This is a genomic window from Streptomyces sp. NPDC056503 (genome assembly GCF_042794995.1).
GTDB lineage: Bacteria > Actinomycetota > Actinomycetes > Streptomycetales > Streptomycetaceae > Streptomyces.
Map to the genome: position 1 here is coordinate 26,333 of NZ_JBHTST010000061.1, position 17,230 is coordinate 43,562.

The window sequence follows — 17,230 nt, forward strand, 5'->3', positions numbered from 1 at the left end:
GTAGCGGGGCCCGCGGCGGCGAAACCGCCCCGACCCCGCACGTCCGCGTCCGGATGAGGCAGTCTTGTCCCGTGTCTGAACCCACGAACGCCGCTCATCCGCACACCGCGACCCTGAAACGCCTCGAACAGTCCTCCGGGCGGCTCGCCGCCAACGCCATTGCCCGCATGGACGAGACGCTGCCGTGGTACCGGGCGATGCCTCCCGAGAACCGCTCGTGGATCGGTCTGGTCGCGCAGGCCGGTATCGCCGCGTTCACGGAGTGGTTCCGGCACCCGGAGACCCCGCAGGCGATCTCGACGGACGTCTTCGGCACCGCGCCGCGCGAACTGACCCGGGCGATCACGCTGCGCCAGACCGTGGAGATGGTCCGGACGACCATCGAGGTCATGGAGGTGGCGATCGAGGACGTCGCCGCGCCCGGCGACGAGTCGGTGCTGCGCGAGGCGCTGCTCGTGTACGCGCGGGAGATCGCCTTCGCGACCGCCCAGGTGTACGCGCAGGCGGCGGAGGCCCGCGGCGCCTGGGACGCCCGCCTGGAGTCGCTGGTGGTGAACGCGGTGCTCTCCGGCGAGGCCGACGAGGGCGCCGTGTCCCGGGCCGCCGCGCTGGGCTGGAACTCGCCGGACCACGTGTGCGTCGTGCTCGGCACCGCCCCGGACGGCGACAGCGAGCTGACCGTGGAGGCGATCCGGCGGGCGGCCCGGCACGCCAAGCTCCAGGTGCTCACCGGAGTGCTCGGCGACCGGCTCGTGGTGATCGCGGGCGGCTCCGACAATCCGATCGCCGTGGCGAAGGCGCTGATCGGGCCGTACGCGCCGGGCCCGGTGGTGGCCGGGCCCGTGGTGCCCGACCTGCTGGCGGCGACGCGGTCCGCGCAGGCCGCCGCGGCCGGGCTCAAGGCGGGCACGGCGTGGCAGGACGCGCCCCGGCCGGTGCTCGCGGACGATCTGCTGCCGGAGCGCGCGATCGCCTCGGACCCTTCGGCGCGCGAGCAGTTGGTGGAGGAGATCTACAGACCGCTGGAGGAAGCGGGCTCGGCGCTGCTGGAAACTCTGAGTGTCTACCTGGAGCAGGCCAGCAGTCTCGAAGGCGCGGCGAGGATGCTCTTCGTCCACCCGAACACCGTGCGCTACCGGCTCCGACGTGTGACCGACGTCACCGGCTGGTCACCCTCCGACGTCCGTTCCGCGTTCACCCTGCGGATCGCCCTGATCCTCGGACGCTTGGCCGACGCGGACAGCCAGTCCTAGACTTTTGTCGAACACCGACAATTACCCCGACGGTTCTTCGTCCTAGTCCCCACGGGCGCGGGACACCGTCCGCAAGAGAGAGTGTGAGGGTGCTCGTACTCGTCGCTCCCGGCCAAGGCGCCCAGACGCCCGGCTTCCTGACTCCCTGGCTCGAACTCCCCGGCGCCGCCGACCGCCTCGCGGCCTGGTCGGACGCGATCGGGCTCGACCTCGTCCACTACGGCACGAAGGCGGACGCGGACGAGATCCGTGACACCGCCGTGGCCCAGCCGCTGCTCGTCGCGGCCGGTCTCCTCTCCGCCGCCGCCCTCGGCGACGTGTCCCCCGGCGCGGTCGCCGGTCACAGCGTCGGCGAGTTCACCGCCGCCGCGTTCGCCGGCGTCCTCGACGCCACCGCCGCCCTCCGTCTCGTACGGACCCGCGGTCTGGCGATGGCCGACGCGGCCGCGATCACCCCGACCGGCATGTCGGCGCTGCTCGGCGGCGACCCCGAGGTGACCGTCCCGCACCTGGAGAAGCTGGGCCTCACCCCGGCCAACGTGAACGGCGCGGGCCAGATCGTGGCCGCCGGCACGCTGGAGCAGCTGGCCGCCCTGGCCGAGGACAAGCCCGAGGGCGTCCGCCGGGTCGTCCCGCTCAAGGTCGCCGGCGCCTTCCACACGCACCACATGGCCCCCGCGGTCGCCACCCTGGAGCAGGCCGCGAAGGAACTGGCCCCGGCCGACCCGACCGTGACATACGTCTCCAACAAGGACGGGCAGACCGTCGCCACCGGCGCCGAGGTCCTCGCCCGCCTGGTCGGCCAGGTCGCCAACCCGGTCCGCTGGGACCTGTGCATGGAGACCTTCCAGGGCCTCGGCGCCACCGCGCTGATCGAGGTCTGCCCGGGCGGCACCCTCACCGGCATCGCCAAGCGCGCGCTGCCGGGCGTGGCCACCGTGGCCCTCAAGACGCCCGACGACCTGGACGCGGCCCGTACGCTCGTCGCCGAGCACACGGCCGTCTGACGAGGAGTGTCGAGAAGCATGTCGAAGATCAAGCCCAGCAAGGGCTCCCCGTACGCACGCATCCTGGGCGTCGGCGCCTACCGCCCGGCCCGCGTCGTGCCCAACGAGGTGATCCTCGAGAAGATCGACTCGTCGGACGAGTGGATCCGCTCGCGCTCGGGCATCGTCACCCGCCACTGGGCCTCCTCCGAGGAGACCGTCAGCGCCATGTCGGTGGAGGCCTCGGGCAAGGCGATCGCCGCGGCCGGGATCGCCCCGGAGCAGATCGGCGCCGTCGTCGTCTCCACGGTGTCGCACTTCAAGCAGACCCCGGCCGTCGCCACCGAGATCGCGGACAAGATCAGCCCGACCGGGAAGCCGGCCGCGTTCGACATCTCCGCCGGCTGCGCGGGCTTCGGCTACGGCCTCGCCCTCGCCAAGGGCATGATCGTCGAGGGTTCGGCGGAGTACGTGCTCGTGATCGGCGTGGAGCGGCTCAGCGACATGACCGACCTGGAGGACCGCGCGACGGCCTTCCTGTTCGGCGACGGCGCCGGCGCGGTCGTGGTCGGCCCCTCCGACGTGCCGCACATGGGCCCCACCGTCTGGGGTTCCGAGGGCGACAAGGCGGACCACATCCGGCAGACCGTGCCGTGGAACGACTTCGCCGTCGGCGACGTCTCCAACCTCCCGCTCAACGAGGCCGGCGAGATCAAGTTCCCGGCCATCACGCAGGAGGGCCAGGCGGTCTTCCGCTGGGCCGTCTTCGAGATGGCCAAGGTGGCCCAGCAGGCGCTCGACGCCGCCGGCATCACGGCGGACGACCTGGACGTCTTCATCCCGCACCAGGCCAACATGCGGATCATCGACTCGATGGTGAAGACCCTGAAGCTGCCGGAGCACGTCACGGTCGCCCGCGACGTCGAGACCTCCGGCAACACCTCGGCCGCCTCGATCCCGCTCGCGATGGAGCGGCTCCTGGCGACCGGACAGGCGAAGAGCGGCGACACCGCGCTCGTCATCGGCTTCGGGGCGGGTCTCGCGTTCGCCGCGACGGTCGTTACTCTCCCCTAGGCGACCGGGAATCTCCCGGAAGCCCCACTCACCCCAGCAACCACAGAAGGAGCGCCACCATGGCCTTCACCCAGGAGCAGCTCGTCGAAGGTCTCGCCGAGATCGTGAACGAGATCGCCGGCATCCCGGTCAACGACGTCGAGCTCGACAAGTCCTTCACCGACGACCTGGACGTCGACTCCCTGTCCATGGTCGAGGTCGTCGTCGCCGCCGAGGAGCGCTTCGACGTCAAGATCCCCGACGAGGACGTCAAGGAGCTCAAGACCGTGGGCGACGCCGTCTCCTACATCCTCAAGCACCAGGCCTGATTCGGCCCTGGTGGACCAGGCCCCACGGGGCCCGGTCCCCGCTGACTCGGTCCGCCACCCGGCGGTGGCGCCGTCTTTCGACCATCACACACATGGAGAACGAATTCCTGTGAGCTCGACCAATCGCACCGTGGTCGTCACCGGTATCGGCGCAACCACACCGCTGGGTGGCGACTCCGCGACGACCTGGGAAGGTCTTCTTGCGGGACGCTCCGGCGTCAAGCCCCTGGAGGGCGAGCGCTTCGCCGAACTGCCCGTCAAGATCGCCGCGTTCGCCGCGGTGGACCCGGGCGACGTGCTGCCCCGCCCGCTCGCCCGCAAGCTGGACCGCTCGGCGCAGTTCGCGCTGATCGCGGCGCGTGAGGCGTGGGCCGACGCGGGCTTCACCGCCCCCGCCGGCGAGGACGCGGCCGTCACGCCCGAGCGGCTCGGCTCCGTGATCGCCTCCGGCATCGGCGGCGTCACGACCCTGCTCGACCAGTACGACGTGCTGAAGGAGCGGGGCGTCCGCCGCGTCTCCCCGCACACCGTGCCCATGCTGATGCCGAACGGCCCCTCCGCCAACGTGGGTCTGGAGGTGAACGCCCGCGCCGGCGTCCACACCCCGGTCTCCGCCTGCGCGTCGGGCGCCGAGGCGATCGGCTACGCCATCGAGATGATCCGCAACGGCCGTGCCGACGTGGTCGTCGCCGGTGGCACCGAGGCCGCGATCCACCCGCTGCCGATCGCCGCCTTCGCCAACATGATGGCGATGTCCAAGAACAACGACGAGCCGACGAAGGCCTCGCGCCCCTACGACACCGGCCGCGACGGCTTCGTGCTCGGCGAGGGCGCCGGCGTCGTGATCCTGGAGTCCGAGGAGCACGCCAAGGCCCGCGGCGCGAAGATCTACTGCGAGGCGATCGGCCAGGGCCTGTCGGCCGACAGCCACCACATCGCGCAGCCCGAGCCGACCGGCCGGGGCATCGCCTCCGCGCTCCAGCACCTGCTGGAGACCACCGACCTGAAGCCGGCCGAGGTCGTGCACCTCAACGCGCACGCCACGTCGACGCCGCAGGGCGACGTCGCCGAGATCAAGGCGCTGCGGAAGGTCTTCGGCGACGACCTCGACCACGTGGCGGTCTCCGCGACCAAGTCGATGACCGGCCACCTCCTCGGCGGCGCCGGCGGCATCGAGACCGTCGCGACGGTCCTGGCGCTCCACCACCGCCTCGCCCCGCCGACGATCAACATCGACGACCTGGACGCGGAGGTCGAGGCGGACATCGTCCGCGACACCCCCCGCGAGCTCCCCCAGGGCACGATCGCCGCGGTCAACAACTCCTTCGGCTTCGGCGGCCACAACGTCGTCCTGGCCTTCCGCACGGTCTGACCCGCGCCCGCCCTAAAGGCCCGCCCCGTTCTTCGGGGCGGGCCTTCCGGCGTGTCGGCGCGGCGGGCCTTCCGGCGTGTCAGCGCAGGGCCAGGACGGCCGGCTGGGGGGCGGACGCCACCCGGTTCACGATGACGTGGACGCCGGTGGCGGGCAGGAGGAGAGGACGGATCGCGCAGTCCGGGGCGAGCGGGCGCCGCCAGCGCTCCTCCCCGGTCTCGGCGGAGCGGCCGCGCACCACCCGGTCCTCCGCGGCGACGGCCGTGGAGCCGCCGGCCGCGAGGCCGTACGCGGCGAGCCCCGCGCCCCGGACCGGCTGCCGCCACAGCACCTTCCCGGTCGAGGTGTGCACGGCCACGAGGGTCGCGCAGGGCTTCTCGTGCCGCCCGAACGCGACGAGCCCGATGGGCCCCCCGGTGGAGGGGCTCATCGCGCACACGGCCTCGCGCGGGGGCGCCGGAACGCTCCAGCGCACGGCACCGTCGCGGACGGCGTACGCCCAGAGCCCGTCGAGCCGGACGTGGACGACCGCGTCGCCGAGCCCCCAGGCGCCGGGCGCCGTGTCGTACGGGCCTCCGACGGGCGGCACCGTCCAGGCGACGGAGGCCTCCCCGGGCGGCCGGGGCGAGGCGGACGGGGAGACCGACGGAGAGACCGGCGGGGAGGGGGACGGGGGCGCCGCCGCGGCCGTCCTCGGACGCAGGGCCTCGTAGCCGGCGATGCCGACGGGGCCTCCGGCGACGAGACCGAGCAGGACGAGGCAGAAGGTGAGCACGTCGAACCAGTCGTCGAACCAGTCCCCCGACGGGGCCGCCCCGGGCCTGTCGGGAGAGGGCTCCCCGGGCTCGCCCGGGGCGGGCTTCACGGGGGCGCCGCCCGGCCCGCCCGGCCCGTCCGGCGCCACCGCGGTCTCGGCGCCCTCGTCCGGCAGCATCGCGCCGAAGACGCCGAGGAGGACCACCGCCAGCACCAGCAGCCCGAGCGCCCACGCCGCCATGGCGCCGCTCGCGTCCCCCGCCACCACCTGGTAGACGAAGCCCGCCAGCAGCACCAGGGCCGCGCCCAGCGCCGTCCCCGCCGGCAGGATGGCGGCCGCGCCGACCGTCCTCCGCAGATTCCTCAAGGCCCGTCCCCCGCCCCGCGCGCTCCGTGCGCGCCTCGGGGCGGGAAGCTAGCGGGCCCGGGTGAACGGTCTCAGACGACCTGGTGAAGCCAGCGGACCGGGGCGCCCTCGCCGGCGTAGCGGAAGGGCTCCAGTTCGTCGTCCCAGGGCTTGCCGAGGAGTCGGGCGACCTCGGCCTCCAGGACCGTCTCGCCCTGCGCGGCGCGGGCGAGCGCGGCGCGGAGCCGGTCCTCGGGGACGAGGATGTCGCCGTGCATGCCGGTGACGGCGTGGAAGATGCCCAGGTCGGGAGTGGCGCTGTAGCGCTCGCCCTCCGCGGTGGGGCAGGGCTCGGCGGTCACCTCGAAGCGGAGCATCTGCCAGCCGCGCAGGGCGGAGGCGAGTTTGGAGGCGGTGCCGGTCTCGCCCCGCCAGGAGAACTCGGCTCTCCAGGTGCCGGGCGCCGCGGGCTGACGGACCCAGTCGAGCTGGACCCTCGCGCCGAGGACACCTCCCACCGCCCATTCGACGTGCGGGCAGAGCGCGCGCGGTGCGGAGTGTACGTACAGGACTCCACGTGTCGTCACCGGGACCTCCAGTGTGGGACGAGGTTCGCCTTCCCAGCGGCCTCGGTAAACAGCATCAGGAGCAGAACTCCGCAAACCTTCTGAAAAGGGACAGCATGTGACGTGATGTAATTTACCGGAGCCGGTCGGCGCGGGCGCGCCGCAGGTTCGACGGGGAAAAGCTACCGTGCCGCACCGTCATCAGGGTGACGTACGGTCGGCCCGGGGGCGGGTGGACACGAAGCTTTCACTCGCCAGGACGTCAGCGCGAAGGAGGGGCCGGTGCCGTACGGCCGACACCGCATCCGTACCGCCGCCGTGGGAGCGGTGCTCGCGGTCGCCGCGCTCGCGGGCTGTACGAGTTCGCCGGCCCCCCGCGCCGAAGCGGCGTCGTCGCCGGAGCCGACTGCCCCGTCGACGCGGACGCCCACGCCGACTCGGGCACCGATTCCGACTCCGACCCCCACGCCCACGCCGACGTCCCGGTGGAACGTCTCCCCCACGTCCGTCGCCGCCGTCGGCGACTCCCTCACCCGCGCCTTCGACGCCTGCGCGCTCCTCGCGGACTGCCCCGAGGCGTCCTGGGCGACCGGCACGGACCCGGCGGTGAACAGCCTGGCGCTGCGCCTGCTCGGCGCCGACCGGGTGGCCGGGAACAGCTGGAACCTGGCCCGGAGCGGGGCCCGGGTGACGGCGCTGCCGGAGCAGATGGCCCGGGCGGCGGCGGAACGGCCCGGGCTGGTCACGGTGATGATCGGCGCCAACGACGCCTGCCGGCCGACCGCGGCGGCGATGACGCCGGTGGAGGACTTCCGCCACTTCTTCGAGACGGCGCTGGCCCGGCTGCGGAAGGACGCGCCCGAGGCCCGGGTGTACGTGGCGAGCGTGCCGGACCTGCTGCGCCTGTGGGACACCGGCCGGACCAGCCCCCTGGCGCTGCGGGTGTGGGAACTGGGCGTCTGCGGCGCGATGCTGGCGGACCCGGAGGACCTGGGGGCGGCGGCCGAGGCGCGGCGGACGGCGGTGCGCGACCGGGTGGTGGCGTACAACGAGGTGCTCGCGGAGGTCTGCGCGGCGGACGGGCTCTGCCGGTACGACGGCGGCGCGGTCTTCGGCTTCCGCTTCGACGAGTCGCTGCTGAGCACCTGGGACTGGTTCCATCCGAGCCGCGACGGACAGGCACGCCTGGCGGAGCTGGCGTACCGGCGGATCACGGAGGAGTAGCCCCGGGGCGGCGGGCGTCAGGTCCGCCACCCCGGGACCGTGCGCGGGGAGCTAGAGCTCCACGGTGGCGGTCAGGCGCGGGTCGGCCAGGGAGTGGGCGGCGTGCACCTCGTAGCGGCCGGGGACGAGGGTCCAGGCGTTCTTCTCCTCGTCCCAGATCTCGAAGGCGCGGCGCGGGAGGGCGATCACCGTCTCGACGGTCTCGCCGGGCGCGGCCTCGACACCGGCGAAGGCGGCGAGCCAGCGGACGGGGCGCTCCACGGTGTCGGCGACCGGCGCGAGGTAGAGCTGGACGGTCTCGCGGCCGGGGCGGTCCCCGGTGTTGGTGAGGCGGACGGTGACCGTCTCGGGGGTGGCGGTGACGGAGTCGTACGACCAGGTGGTGTAGCCGAGGCCGTGGCCGAAGGGGTACGCGGGGGCGGCGCCGGCCTTGTCCCAGGCGCGGTAGCCGATGAACAGGCCCTCGGTGTAGTCCAGTGCGCCCTCGGTGGGGATGACCTCGGTGACGGGGGCGTCGGCGAGGGCGACCGGCCAGGTGGTGGGGAGGCGGCCGCCGGGCTCCTCGGCGCCGGTGAGCACGTCGGCGAGGGCGTCGCCGCCCTCCTGGCCCGGGAACCAGCCGAGCAGGATCGCGGCCACGTCGTCGCGCCAGGGCAGTTCGACCGGGGAGCCGGCGTTGACGACGACGACCGTGTTCGGGTTGGCGGCGGCGACGGCGCGGACCAGGTCGTCCTGGCGGCCGGGGAGGGCGAGGTCCTTGCGGTCGAAGCCCTCGGACTCGACGCGCTCGGTGGTGGCGACGACCACGACGGCGGTGTCGGCGGCGCGGGCGGCCTCGACGGCTTCGGCGATCAGTTCGTCGGGGTCCCGGCGGGGACCGAGGTGGACGAAGGAGAACATGACGGCCGGGAGCGGGGCCGCGAACTCCTTGGCGAGGGTGTGCCGGAGGGAGACCTCGACGGTCCGGCCGGCGGTGAGCTCGACCGTGCCGCGCTCGACCGGGGAGCCGAAGAAGGCCTCGAAGGGGTCGGTCTCGGGGCCCATCTCCTGCACGCCGTCGAAGAGTTCGCGCCCGTCGACGGTGAGGGCGAAGGCGCCGAGGCCGCGGGTGCCGAAGGAGTGCGCGCCGGTCTCGCGGGGCGTGAAGGCGCCGGTGACCTCGATGGAGGCGAGGGCGTCGTGGGTGACGCCGGCGGGGAGGTCGTCGCCGATCCACTGGACCTGGCCGTTGGGGAGGGTGCCCTCGCCGAGGACGGTGCCGTCGGCGTCGCGGCAGACCGCGCGGAGGGTGAAGCCCTGGTCGGCGGGGGCGAGTTCCTCGCTGGGGTCGGCGCCGACGCGGAAGGTGAGGGCGCCGTCGGGGAGGGCGGCGGTGAGGCCGGCGAGCGGGGAGACGACGTGTTCGGGGAAGACCTGGGCGGAGCCGCCGCCGAGGACGCGGGCGTCGCGGGCGGCGGCGCCGGAGAGGGCGACGGTGCCGGGCTTCAGGGGAAGCGCCCGGCGCTCGTTGCGGACGAGGACGAAGCCGCGGCGGGCGACCTCGCGGGCGAGGGCGTCGCCGTCGATCGCGGCGGGGGGCTCGGGGACGGCGGCGGGGGCGCCTTCGAGGGCGCCGACGCGGGCGGCGAGCCGCAGCACGTTCCGTACGGCGGCGTCGACGGCGGACTCCTCGACCTCGCCGGACCGGACGGCGGCGGCGAGGTGCTCGCCGTAGACGGTGCCGGGTCCGGGCATGGCCACGTCGAGGCCGCCGGTGATGTCGCCGGTGGTGGAGCGGGCGGCCATCCAGTCGGAGACGTTGCAGCCGTCGAAGCCCCACTCGCCGCGCAGGACCTCGTCGACGAGGTAGCGGTGCTCGGTCATCGTCACGCCGTTGACCTGGTTGTAGGCGGTCATGATGCCCCAGGGGTGGGCGTTGGCGACGATCGCCTCGAAGGGGGCGAGGTAGAGCTCGCGGAGCGGGCGCGGGGCGATCCTGTTGTCGACGGTGAAGCGGTCGGTCTCGGCGTCGTTGGCGACGAAGTGCTTGACGGTGGTGCCGACGCCGCCGTCCTGGACACCCTGGACGTAGCCGGTGCCGATGGCGCCGGTGAGGTACGGGTCCTCGCTGTACGCCTCGAAGTGGCGGCCGCCGAGCGGGGTGCGGTGCAGGTTGACGGTGGGGGCGAGCAGCACGTGGACGCCCTTGCGGCGGGCCTCCTGGGCGAGGAGCCGGCCGGCCCGGCGGGCGAGGGCGGGGTCCCAGGTGGCGGCGAGCGCGGTCGGGGACGGCAGGGCGACGGACGGGTCGTCGGCGGTCCAGCGGACGCCGCGGACGCCGACGGGGCCGTCGGACATGACGAGCGACGCCAGTCCGATCTCCGGGATCGCGGGCAGCGACCACATGTCCTGGCCGCCCAGGAGCCGGGTCCTGGCGTCCAGGTCGAGCTGGGCGAGGGCGGCCTCGACGGCTGCCTCGCGCACGGCGTCCTCGTTCACGTCCGTACCTCCGCGTTGAAGTGCTGGTGCTGCCATGATGGCCACACCTACCTGTAGATCGGTAGGTGATGTTATTCGTTCGTTACTTTTCGGATGGCGTACGGTCCTGGGAACAGGGACCTGCGGAAAGGGGGCCGGCCGATGGCACGGACCAGGAGCGAGGAGCGCCGCGCGGAGATCCTCCGCGCCGCCCTGGAGGTCATCGCCGAGCGCGGCTACCGGGGCGCGACGCTCGGTTCCGTCGCCGAGCGCGTCGGCCTGACCCAGCAGGGCCTGCTGCACTACTTCCCCACCAAGGAGGCCCTGCTCGTCGCCGTCCTGGAGGAGCGCGACCGCTGGGACACCAGCGGCGGCCGGGACCGCGAGGGCTGGCGCCTCGACCTGCTCGAATCGCTGGTCGAGTACAACGCGATGCGGCCCGGGATCGTGCAGACCTTCTCCGCGCTGCTCGGCGAGAGCGTCACCGACGGACACCCGGCACGGGCCTTCTTCACCGAGCGGTACGCGCAGGTGCGGGCCAACATGGCGGACGTGCTGCGCCTGGAGTTCGGCGAGCGGCTGCCGGGCGGCCTCACCCCGGAGCGGGCGGCCCCGCTGCTCACCGCCGTGATGGACGGCCTCCAGTACCAGTGGCTCCTGGATCCGTCCTCGGTCGACATGCCCGGCGCCTTCCGGGACTTCCTGCGGCTGCTGTCCGGGGCCGCCGAGGAGTAGCGGCCCGCGGGGCGGGTGCGGGGCCGGCGGGATTCGAACCCGCGCGAGTCGGCCGCCAGGTCCGGCGACCGCTCCCTCTCCCCGGGCTTCGGGAACCTCCTCGGCCCGGCTCCGCAATCGGCCGCTCTGCCACGGCCCCGCACCCCGCGGTGCCGCGCGCGGCACCGTTCCGGCGAGCCTAGGTCACGGCGTACGCACGCGTCCCGGGGTTTTCGCGGGGCCGGGGCCGCCTCCGCCGGTCCCCCGCGGGGACGCCCGGCGGGGAGCTGGGAGCATGGGCGTCATGCTGATCGCCACCGCCCAGTTCGCCCCGGTCGCCGGGGACGTCGAGGCCAACGTCCGTACGATCGCCGGTCTGGTCCGGGAGGCCGGGGCCGCCGGCGCCCGGCTGGTCGTCTTCGCGGAGCTGTCGCTCACCGGGTACGAACCGGCCCTCGTCCGGGAGGACCCGGCGCTGGTCCTGGCCGAGGACGACCCGCGCCTCGAACCGGTCCGCGAGGCCTGCCGGGCGACCGGGGCCGCCGCCGTCGTCAACGGGCCGGTCCGGGGCGGCGGTTCGCTCCCCGGTCTGACCACGCTGGTGATCGGCCCGGACGGTTCGCCGCTCACCCGCTACGACAAGCGGCACCTGTTCCACGGGGCGGAGACGGACACCTTCACCGCCGGCACCGAGGACGGGCGGTTCGAGCTCGGCGGACTCCGGTTCGCGCTCGCCACCTGCTACGACAACCGCTTCCCCGAGCTGGCCGAACGGGCCGCCGCCGACGGCTGCGCGGTCTACCTGGCGAGTTCGATGCTGGAGGCCGGGAACGACTCCTTCGAGACCGTCTATCCGGCGCGGGCGCGGGACTTCGGCCTGTACGTGGCGCTCGCCAACTCCCTCGGGCCGAGCGAGGTCGGCGAGGGCGGCGGCATGGCCGGCGTCTGGGGCCCGGACGGCGAGCGGCTCGCCGACGCGGGCTCCAGGAAGCCGGGGTTCGTGCTCGCCGAGGTGGGCTGAGCCCGGCCGGACGCGCGGAAGGGCCGGACCGCCGTGGGACTCCGGCGGCCCGGCCCGGGAGGCGTACGACGGAACCCCCGGTCCGCCATGTGCCTCCCGACCCCTGCGGGCGGGGCGTCAGGACCCCGCCCCGGGGCGCTCTTCGCCCCTTACGGGGCGCTCAGGCCCAGCGTGTAGGCGCCGGAGCCGCTGTAGGCGTGCACGACGTAGCGGTAGTAGCCCGCGGTGCCGTAGTAGCTGGTGTCCTCGTCGGCACCGGCGGTGCCGCCGACGGCCACGTCGGCCCAGCCCGCTCCGTTCCACTTCTGGAGGTAGAGGTCGAAGTCGGTGCCGGCCGGACCGCGCAGGCAGCCGACGTGGGTGCCGGCGCTCGCCGCGTAGTAGTACGAGCCGTCCGGCTGGGCGGCGGCCTGACCCGAGGCGAGCGTGCCCTGGTAGGTGTACTCGGTGTCGTCACAGCCCGTGGGCGGGGTCGTGGTGCCGACCGTCAGCTGGTAGGTGACGGTGTGGGTGGCGGAGCCCGTACCGGTGACGGTGATCGGGTAGGTGCCGTTCGGGGTGCCGGCGGCGACCTTGACGGTCATCGTCGCGGAGTTGCCCGAGGTCACCGAGGCCGGGTTGAAGGAGACGTTGACGCCGCTGGGGGCGCCGCTCGCGGAGAGCTGGACGGTCTGCGCGGAGCCGCCGGTGGTGCTGGTGTTGACGGTGGCGGTCACCGAGGTGTCCGGCTGCGCGGAGCCCGAGGACGGGTTCAGGGAGAGCGAGAAGTCCGGCGTGGTGGTGCCGCCGCAGTCGGTCTCGCCGGACTGGGCGGGGACGCCGATCGCGTTCCAGGCCGCCTTCACCGCGTTGCACTCGGTGGCGCCGTAGGTGTTCTTGGCGGTGGTGAGGGTGGCGCGGCGGGCCGCGAGGTGGTTCCAGGAGGAGGTCTTCAGGAGCAGGGCGCCCATGAAGATCTTGCCGGCCTTCTGGATGCCGATGCCGGTGACGGAGGACGGGCCGCCGGAACATATGGGGCTGTTCGGCTTGCCGCCGCCCGGGTTGGAGCCCTCGGCGAGCAGGTAGAACCAGTGGTTCTGCGGGCCGGCCGCCGCGTGCACCTCGGTGCCGGAGGACAGCTGCGGGTAGCAGTTGGGGTCGTTGTTGATGAGCGAGGGGTTGTACATGTTGCGGATCGGCTGGTTGTTGCCGGTGAAGTTCAGCTCCTCGCCGACCGTGTAGTCGGGAGTGTCGTTCGGGTTGTTGGCGTAGTGCTCGGTGAGCGCGCCGAAGATGTCGCCGGTGGACTCGTTCATGCCGCCGTTCTCGTTGGACGAGCCGGCCGAGCCCGGGGTCCGGTCGAAGATCTCGTGGCCGTACTCGTGGGCCACGACGTCGATGCCGGTGAGCTGGTTGGTGCCGTTCTGGTTGCGCCCGTAGGTGGTCTTCGTACCGTCGTAGTACGCGTTGACCTCGGAGAGTCCGGCGCGGGCCGGGACCATGCCGCCCTGGCCGTTGATGCCGTTGTAGCCGAACCACTCCTTGAGCATGTTCGACTCGCGCTGGGCCGCGTACATGATGTCGACGCAGGCGGTGACGAGGTCGTTGGCGCCGCCGTTGCCCCACGGGGAGGAGCCCGTGTACGCGCTGCCGTTCTGGCCGCCGCACTTGAAGGAGCCGCGGCTGGTGTCGGTCATGGAGGACGCGGCGGTGTCGATGGTGACGTTGCCGTTGTGGTAGCCGCGCCCGTCGGCGTGCCGGACCTTGTCGGTGGCCTGGGCGACCTTGCCGGTACGGGCGTCGACGTAGGTGTCGAGCGAGCTGGGCAGGTCCTTCGCGGTGCGGCCGACGACCAGGGTGTGCCAGGCGAGGACGGGCTTGCCGGCCTTGAGGAGCACGGTCAGTTCGGGGGCGCTCGCGCTCTCCACGGCGGCCAGCTGGCCGCGGGCGGTGGCGAGGGCGGCCACGGCGGTGACCTTGGCGCTCGTCGACAGCCTCAGGGCGGGGGCCGCGGCGCCGGTGACGTCGCGGACCTTGCCGGAGGAGTCGGAGAGGACGACGGCGTCGCCGCCGCCGTGGACCGGAAGGCCCTTGTACGTCCGCTGGTAGGCGGCGTAGTAGAGGCCGTTCGCCCAGGGGGTGACGGACGTCCGGACGAGCTCCTCGTCGGCGCCGTGCCGCAGTTCGTCGAGGCCGCTGGCGGCGGCGGTGTCCGCGGCCGCCAGGGCCAGGGACTTCCCGTGGCCCGGCGGGACCGGCTGCGCCTGGGGAGCGGCGGAGGCGGTCCCGGCGAGGACGGTCGCGAGGCTCGCCGAGAGGGCCAGGGCGGTCACGGCCGCCGTGAGTCTGGTGGGGTGCAACGTCGTGCTCCGTTCAGGGTGGGGGAGACGGATCGTCGCGCCGAGTATGGGCGTGGACATGGCCAGTTCGGGACATCTCATCCGGCATAAGACGCGGGTTATGGTGCGGCCGTGCGGTGCTGCGTACGCTGCTGAAATGCAGCTGGAGTTGAGGCATCTGGAAGCCGTCTGCCGGATTGCGGAGGCGGGCAGCCTGGGCCGCGCGGCACACCGGCTCGGCATCTCGCAGCCGGCGCTCTCGGCGCAGCTCCGGCGGATCGAGCGGGTCGCGGGCGGGGAGCTGTTCCTGCGGGGGCGGCGCGGTGTGGAGCCCACCCCGCTGGGCGAGTTCGTCCTCTCCAAGGCGCGGCTCGTGCTCGGCGAGATGGACGCGCTCGCGGCGGGCGCGCGGGCCGCCGACCCGGCCTCCCCGCTGCGGCTCGGCTGCATCCTGCTGGTCCTGGTGGACCGGCTGCTCGTCGGTCTCGAACAGGTCGTGGCGGGCCGGGAGATCGCGGTGACGGTCGAGCAGTCGGCGACGACACTGACCCGGCAGCTGGGCGCGGGCCGCTACGACGCGGTGCTGTACGGCGAGGTCAACGACCACGAGGTCCCCCTGCCGCAGGGCACGACGGCCCGGACCCTGATCGCGAAGGAACCCTTCTGCGTACGGCTCTCGGCGCGGCACCCGCTGGCCGGGAAGGAGCGGATCGCGCTGGCCGAGCTGGCGGACGAGTCCTGGATGACGCTGGTCGAGGACGACGACGGCGGCCCCGAGGCGCTGGTCGCCGCCTGCGGCCGGGCCGGCTTCACCCCGTCGCTCCGGCACCGGGTCGCCGACCGGAAGATCCACTACGACCTCATCGCCTCGGGCCGCGCGATCTCGCTGAGCCAGCCCACCGCCCCGCCGACCGAGGGGACCGTGCTCCGCCCCCTGGAGGGCGATCCGGTGACCGGACGGATCCGGCTCGCCTGGAACCGGTCCGCCGTCTCCGCCCGGCACGCGGAACTGCTGTACCGGGCGGCGGCCGAGGCGTACCTCGCGAACGTGGGCAACAACGCCTTCCACCGGGAGTGGTGGGACGCCAGGCCGGAACTGCATCCGGTCCTGACGGCGGAGTGAGCCCTACGGCCTAGTCGTACGAGACGTCGGAGGCCGTGTAGCGGCAGGTGGTGCCGTCGGGGCCGGTACCGGTCTCCTTGGGCTCCTTGCCGGTGTCGTTGCCGGTGAAGCGGGTGCAGGGCTTGATCTTCTTCTTGGGGTCGCCGTGGACGCGGACGTTCCGCAGGGCGGCGGTGTCGCCGTAGTTGGCGTTGACGCCGACGATCGACTTGCCGGGGGCGGTGATGTCGACGTCGTTGAGGATGATCGTGCGCCGGTACTGCTTCCTGCAGTTGCCGCAGGAGCGGACGAGCTTGCCGAAGTCGGAGACCTGGAACCTGGTCACGACCAGCTTGCCGGCGCCGTTGAACTGGAAGACCTTGTCGGAGGCGCCCCTGGCGCCGCCGCCGTGGACCGTGTAGACGGCGGTGGCCGAGGTTCCCTTGAAGGTGGCGGCGTCCTCGCCGACGTTCTCCCACCAGACGTTCTGGAGGGTGCAGCTGCCGAGGCAGTGCACGCCGTCGGCGGCGGGGGTGCCGAGCACGACGTTCTTGAGGGTGGCGCCGTCCTTGAGGACGAAGAGCGGCTGCTGGCTCTCGTCCTGCCCGTCGGAGCCGAGGTCGCCGGTGCCGGAGAAGCGCCTCAGCTTGCCGTCGTAGGTGCCGGAGACCTCGATGGTGGCGGCGACCGGCTTCTCGCCCTTGGCCGCCGGCCAGGCGGGGACGGCGGCCGGGGCCGCGCCCGCCGGGGCGAGCAGGCCGGTCGTGACGAGGGCCGCGCCGGTGACTCCGAACGCGGCCAGGCCGCCGACGAGCGCCCTGCGGCGGCCCGTCCTGCGCTTGTGTGACGTCATGGCTCTCTTCTTCAGTGGGGGATGTGGTGCACCCCCTGGTCGCCGCCCGGGGCGGAAAGGTTGCCGCCTCCTTGATCGTTTCCGGTGGCGTCCTTCTTCGGCTCGCCGCGGAGGTCGCGGACCATGAGGGTGGCGCCGGCCACCGCGCCGGGCATCAGGAAGACCGCCACGAAGGGGACGAGGAAGGCGAGGGCGAGGGGGACGCCGAACCCGAGCACGGCGCCGCGGCGCCCGCGCAGGAGGGTGAGGCGCTCCTTGAGTTCGACGCCGCGCCGCTGGAGCGCGACGGCGGTCAGTTCCTCGGCGAGGAAGAAGCCGGAGACGCAGAAGCCGAGCGCGGGCACGACGGTCTGGCCGACGACGGGGATGAAGCCGCAGGCGAAGAGGAGGATGCCGTAGAAGGCGACCCGGAGGACGACCCGGAGGCTGTCACGGGCCGAGATCCACAGCTCGCGCCAGAGCGGCAGCCCGGATTCGGGGGCCTCGCCGCCCTGGTCGCGGTCGACGTCCTCGGAGAGGGACTCGTAGAAGGGCTGGCCGACGAGGAGGGTGACGGCGGTGAAGGTGATGACGGCGAGGAAGAGGCCGAAGACGAACACGAACGCCGTCAGGGCGTTGCGGAAGAGGCCGAGCCACGGGGAGGACCAGTCGTCGGCGAAGGGCGTCGCCCAGGCCACCAGGTCGTCCGCCCCGAACCCGAGGCCGACCAGGGCCCCGGCGTAGAGGAGGAGCGTCACCAGACCGGGCAGCAACCCGAAACCGAACTGGCGGCCGTGTCGCGCCACCCACTTCTGGCCCTGGACCAGATAACCGAAACCCACCCCGAAATCACGCATGCGCGCAGCCTAACGGGCCGCACCCCGGGCGACCGGGGTGCGGC

15 protein-coding genes are annotated in these 17,230 nt (G+C 73.4%); 9 read left to right on the forward strand and 6 right to left on the reverse strand.

Going from position 1 to position 17,230, the window contains the following annotated elements; genetic code table 11:
- Window positions 1–53 precede the first annotated feature (53 nt).
- The 5 genes from fasR (at window position 54) to fabF (ending at window position 4,993) form a co-directional block, all read left to right on the forward strand.
- Window positions 54–1,253, forward strand: a complete 1,200-nt coding sequence (gene fasR / locus ACFQ8C_RS19695) for a fatty acid biosynthesis transcriptional regulator FasR (RefSeq protein ID WP_383458978.1) — start codon at window positions 54–56, stop codon at window positions 1,251–1,253.
- 89 nt (window positions 1,254–1,342) lie between these two features.
- Window positions 1,343–2,260 carry an ACP S-malonyltransferase gene (locus ACFQ8C_RS19700; protein ID WP_383458981.1) on the forward strand — a complete coding sequence of 306 codons (918 nt, stop codon included), beginning with the start codon at window positions 1,343–1,345 and terminating at the stop codon, window positions 2,258–2,260.
- A gap of 18 nt (window positions 2,261–2,278) precedes the next feature.
- On the forward strand, window positions 2,279–3,313 hold the full coding sequence (locus ACFQ8C_RS19705; RefSeq protein WP_383458984.1) for a ketoacyl-ACP synthase III: 1,035 nt from the start codon (window positions 2,279–2,281) through the stop codon (window positions 3,311–3,313).
- Between the two features lie 59 nt (window positions 3,314–3,372).
- Complete coding sequence (locus tag ACFQ8C_RS19710) at window positions 3,373–3,621, forward strand: acyl carrier protein (protein WP_383458987.1); 249 nt, start codon at window positions 3,373–3,375, stop codon at window positions 3,619–3,621.
- Window positions 3,622–3,730: 109 nt separating this feature from the next.
- Window positions 3,731–4,993, forward strand: a complete 1,263-nt coding sequence (fabF, locus tag ACFQ8C_RS19715; RefSeq protein WP_383458990.1) for a beta-ketoacyl-ACP synthase II — start codon at window positions 3,731–3,733, stop codon at window positions 4,991–4,993.
- A 79-nt stretch (window positions 4,994–5,072) separates the two neighbouring features.
- Here the strand turns inward: fabF and ACFQ8C_RS19720 are convergent, their stop codons facing one another.
- Together ACFQ8C_RS19720 and ACFQ8C_RS19725 are read right to left on the reverse strand one after the other, a co-directional pair.
- Window positions 5,073–6,116 carry a PQQ-binding-like beta-propeller repeat protein gene (locus ACFQ8C_RS19720; protein WP_383458993.1) on the reverse strand — a complete coding sequence of 348 codons (1,044 nt, stop codon included), beginning with the start codon at window positions 6,114–6,116 and terminating at the stop codon, window positions 5,073–5,075.
- Between the two features lie 71 nt (window positions 6,117–6,187).
- Window positions 6,188–6,682 carry a DUF3145 domain-containing protein gene (locus ACFQ8C_RS19725; RefSeq protein ID WP_383458995.1) on the reverse strand — a complete coding sequence of 165 codons (495 nt, stop codon included), beginning with the start codon at window positions 6,680–6,682 and terminating at the stop codon, window positions 6,188–6,190.
- Window positions 6,683–6,943: 261 nt separating this feature from the next.
- Here ACFQ8C_RS19725 and ACFQ8C_RS19730 point away from each other — a divergent pair, with 261 nt between their 5' ends.
- Window positions 6,944–7,885 carry an SGNH/GDSL hydrolase family protein gene (locus ACFQ8C_RS19730; protein WP_383458998.1) on the forward strand — a complete coding sequence of 314 codons (942 nt, stop codon included), beginning with the start codon at window positions 6,944–6,946 and terminating at the stop codon, window positions 7,883–7,885.
- 51 nt (window positions 7,886–7,936) lie between these two features.
- Here ACFQ8C_RS19730 and ACFQ8C_RS19735 read toward each other — a convergent pair whose 3' ends face one another.
- Window positions 7,937–10,399: a glycoside hydrolase family 3 protein gene (locus ACFQ8C_RS19735; protein WP_383459000.1), complete on the reverse strand. Its 2,463-nt coding sequence runs from the start codon at window positions 10,397–10,399 to the stop codon at window positions 7,937–7,939.
- A 105-nt stretch (window positions 10,400–10,504) separates the two neighbouring features.
- Between ACFQ8C_RS19735 and ACFQ8C_RS19740 the strand changes: the two genes are divergently transcribed.
- Together ACFQ8C_RS19740 and ACFQ8C_RS19745 are read left to right on the forward strand one after the other, a co-directional pair.
- Window positions 10,505–11,077 carry a TetR/AcrR family transcriptional regulator gene (locus ACFQ8C_RS19740; RefSeq protein ID WP_383459003.1) on the forward strand — a complete coding sequence of 191 codons (573 nt, stop codon included), beginning with the start codon at window positions 10,505–10,507 and terminating at the stop codon, window positions 11,075–11,077.
- A gap of 274 nt (window positions 11,078–11,351) precedes the next feature.
- Window positions 11,352–12,077, forward strand: a complete 726-nt coding sequence (locus ACFQ8C_RS19745) for a carbon-nitrogen hydrolase family protein (RefSeq protein WP_383459006.1) — start codon at window positions 11,352–11,354, stop codon at window positions 12,075–12,077.
- Between the two features lie 149 nt (window positions 12,078–12,226).
- Here ACFQ8C_RS19745 and ACFQ8C_RS19750 read toward each other — a convergent pair whose 3' ends face one another.
- Entirely contained in the window at window positions 12,227–14,416 is a 2,190-nt protein-coding gene (locus ACFQ8C_RS19750; RefSeq protein WP_383459008.1) for a M4 family metallopeptidase, read from the reverse strand.
- Between the two features lie 136 nt (window positions 14,417–14,552).
- Between ACFQ8C_RS19750 and ACFQ8C_RS19755 the strand changes: the two genes are divergently transcribed.
- Window positions 14,553–15,518 carry a LysR family transcriptional regulator gene (locus ACFQ8C_RS19755; RefSeq protein WP_383459011.1) on the forward strand — a complete coding sequence of 322 codons (966 nt, stop codon included), beginning with the start codon at window positions 14,553–14,555 and terminating at the stop codon, window positions 15,516–15,518.
- 10 nt (window positions 15,519–15,528) lie between these two features.
- On the opposite strand, the gene ACFQ8C_RS19760 is transcribed toward ACFQ8C_RS19755, so the two are convergent.
- Both ACFQ8C_RS19760 and ACFQ8C_RS19765 read right to left on the reverse strand, forming a co-directional pair.
- Entirely contained in the window at window positions 15,529–16,350 is an 822-nt protein-coding gene (locus ACFQ8C_RS19760; RefSeq protein ID WP_383459014.1) for a pectate lyase, read from the reverse strand.
- A gap of 11 nt (window positions 16,351–16,361) precedes the next feature.
- Window positions 16,362–17,186: an EI24 domain-containing protein gene (locus ACFQ8C_RS19765; RefSeq protein ID WP_383459017.1), complete on the reverse strand. Its 825-nt coding sequence runs from the start codon at window positions 17,184–17,186 to the stop codon at window positions 16,362–16,364.
- Window positions 17,187–17,230: the final 44 nt, after the last annotated feature.

Excerpts from the sequence above, each read along its gene's own strand:
- fasR (WP_383458978.1), top strand. The coding sequence starts at position 54 with ATGAGGCAGTCTTGTCCCGTGTCTGAACCCACGAACGCCGCTCATCCG.
- ACFQ8C_RS19705 (WP_383458984.1), top strand. The coding sequence starts at position 2,279 with ATGTCGAAGATCAAGCCCAGCAAGGGCTCCCCGTACGCACGCATCCTG.
- ACFQ8C_RS19710 (WP_383458987.1), top strand. The coding sequence starts at position 3,373 with ATGGCCTTCACCCAGGAGCAGCTCGTCGAAGGTCTCGCCGAGATCGTG.
- ACFQ8C_RS19735 (WP_383459000.1), bottom strand. The coding sequence starts at position 10,399 with ATGGCAGCACCAGCACTTCAACGCGGAGGTACGGACGTGAACGAGGAC.
- ACFQ8C_RS19740 (WP_383459003.1), top strand. The coding sequence starts at position 10,505 with ATGGCACGGACCAGGAGCGAGGAGCGCCGCGCGGAGATCCTCCGCGCC.
- ACFQ8C_RS19745 (WP_383459006.1), top strand. The coding sequence starts at position 11,352 with ATGGGCGTCATGCTGATCGCCACCGCCCAGTTCGCCCCGGTCGCCGGG.
- ACFQ8C_RS19755 (WP_383459011.1), top strand. The coding sequence starts at position 14,553 with ATGCAGCTGGAGTTGAGGCATCTGGAAGCCGTCTGCCGGATTGCGGAG.
- ACFQ8C_RS19760 (WP_383459014.1), bottom strand. The coding sequence starts at position 16,350 with ATGACGTCACACAAGCGCAGGACGGGCCGCCGCAGGGCGCTCGTCGGC.
- ACFQ8C_RS19765 (WP_383459017.1), bottom strand. The coding sequence starts at position 17,186 with ATGCGTGATTTCGGGGTGGGTTTCGGTTATCTGGTCCAGGGCCAGAAG.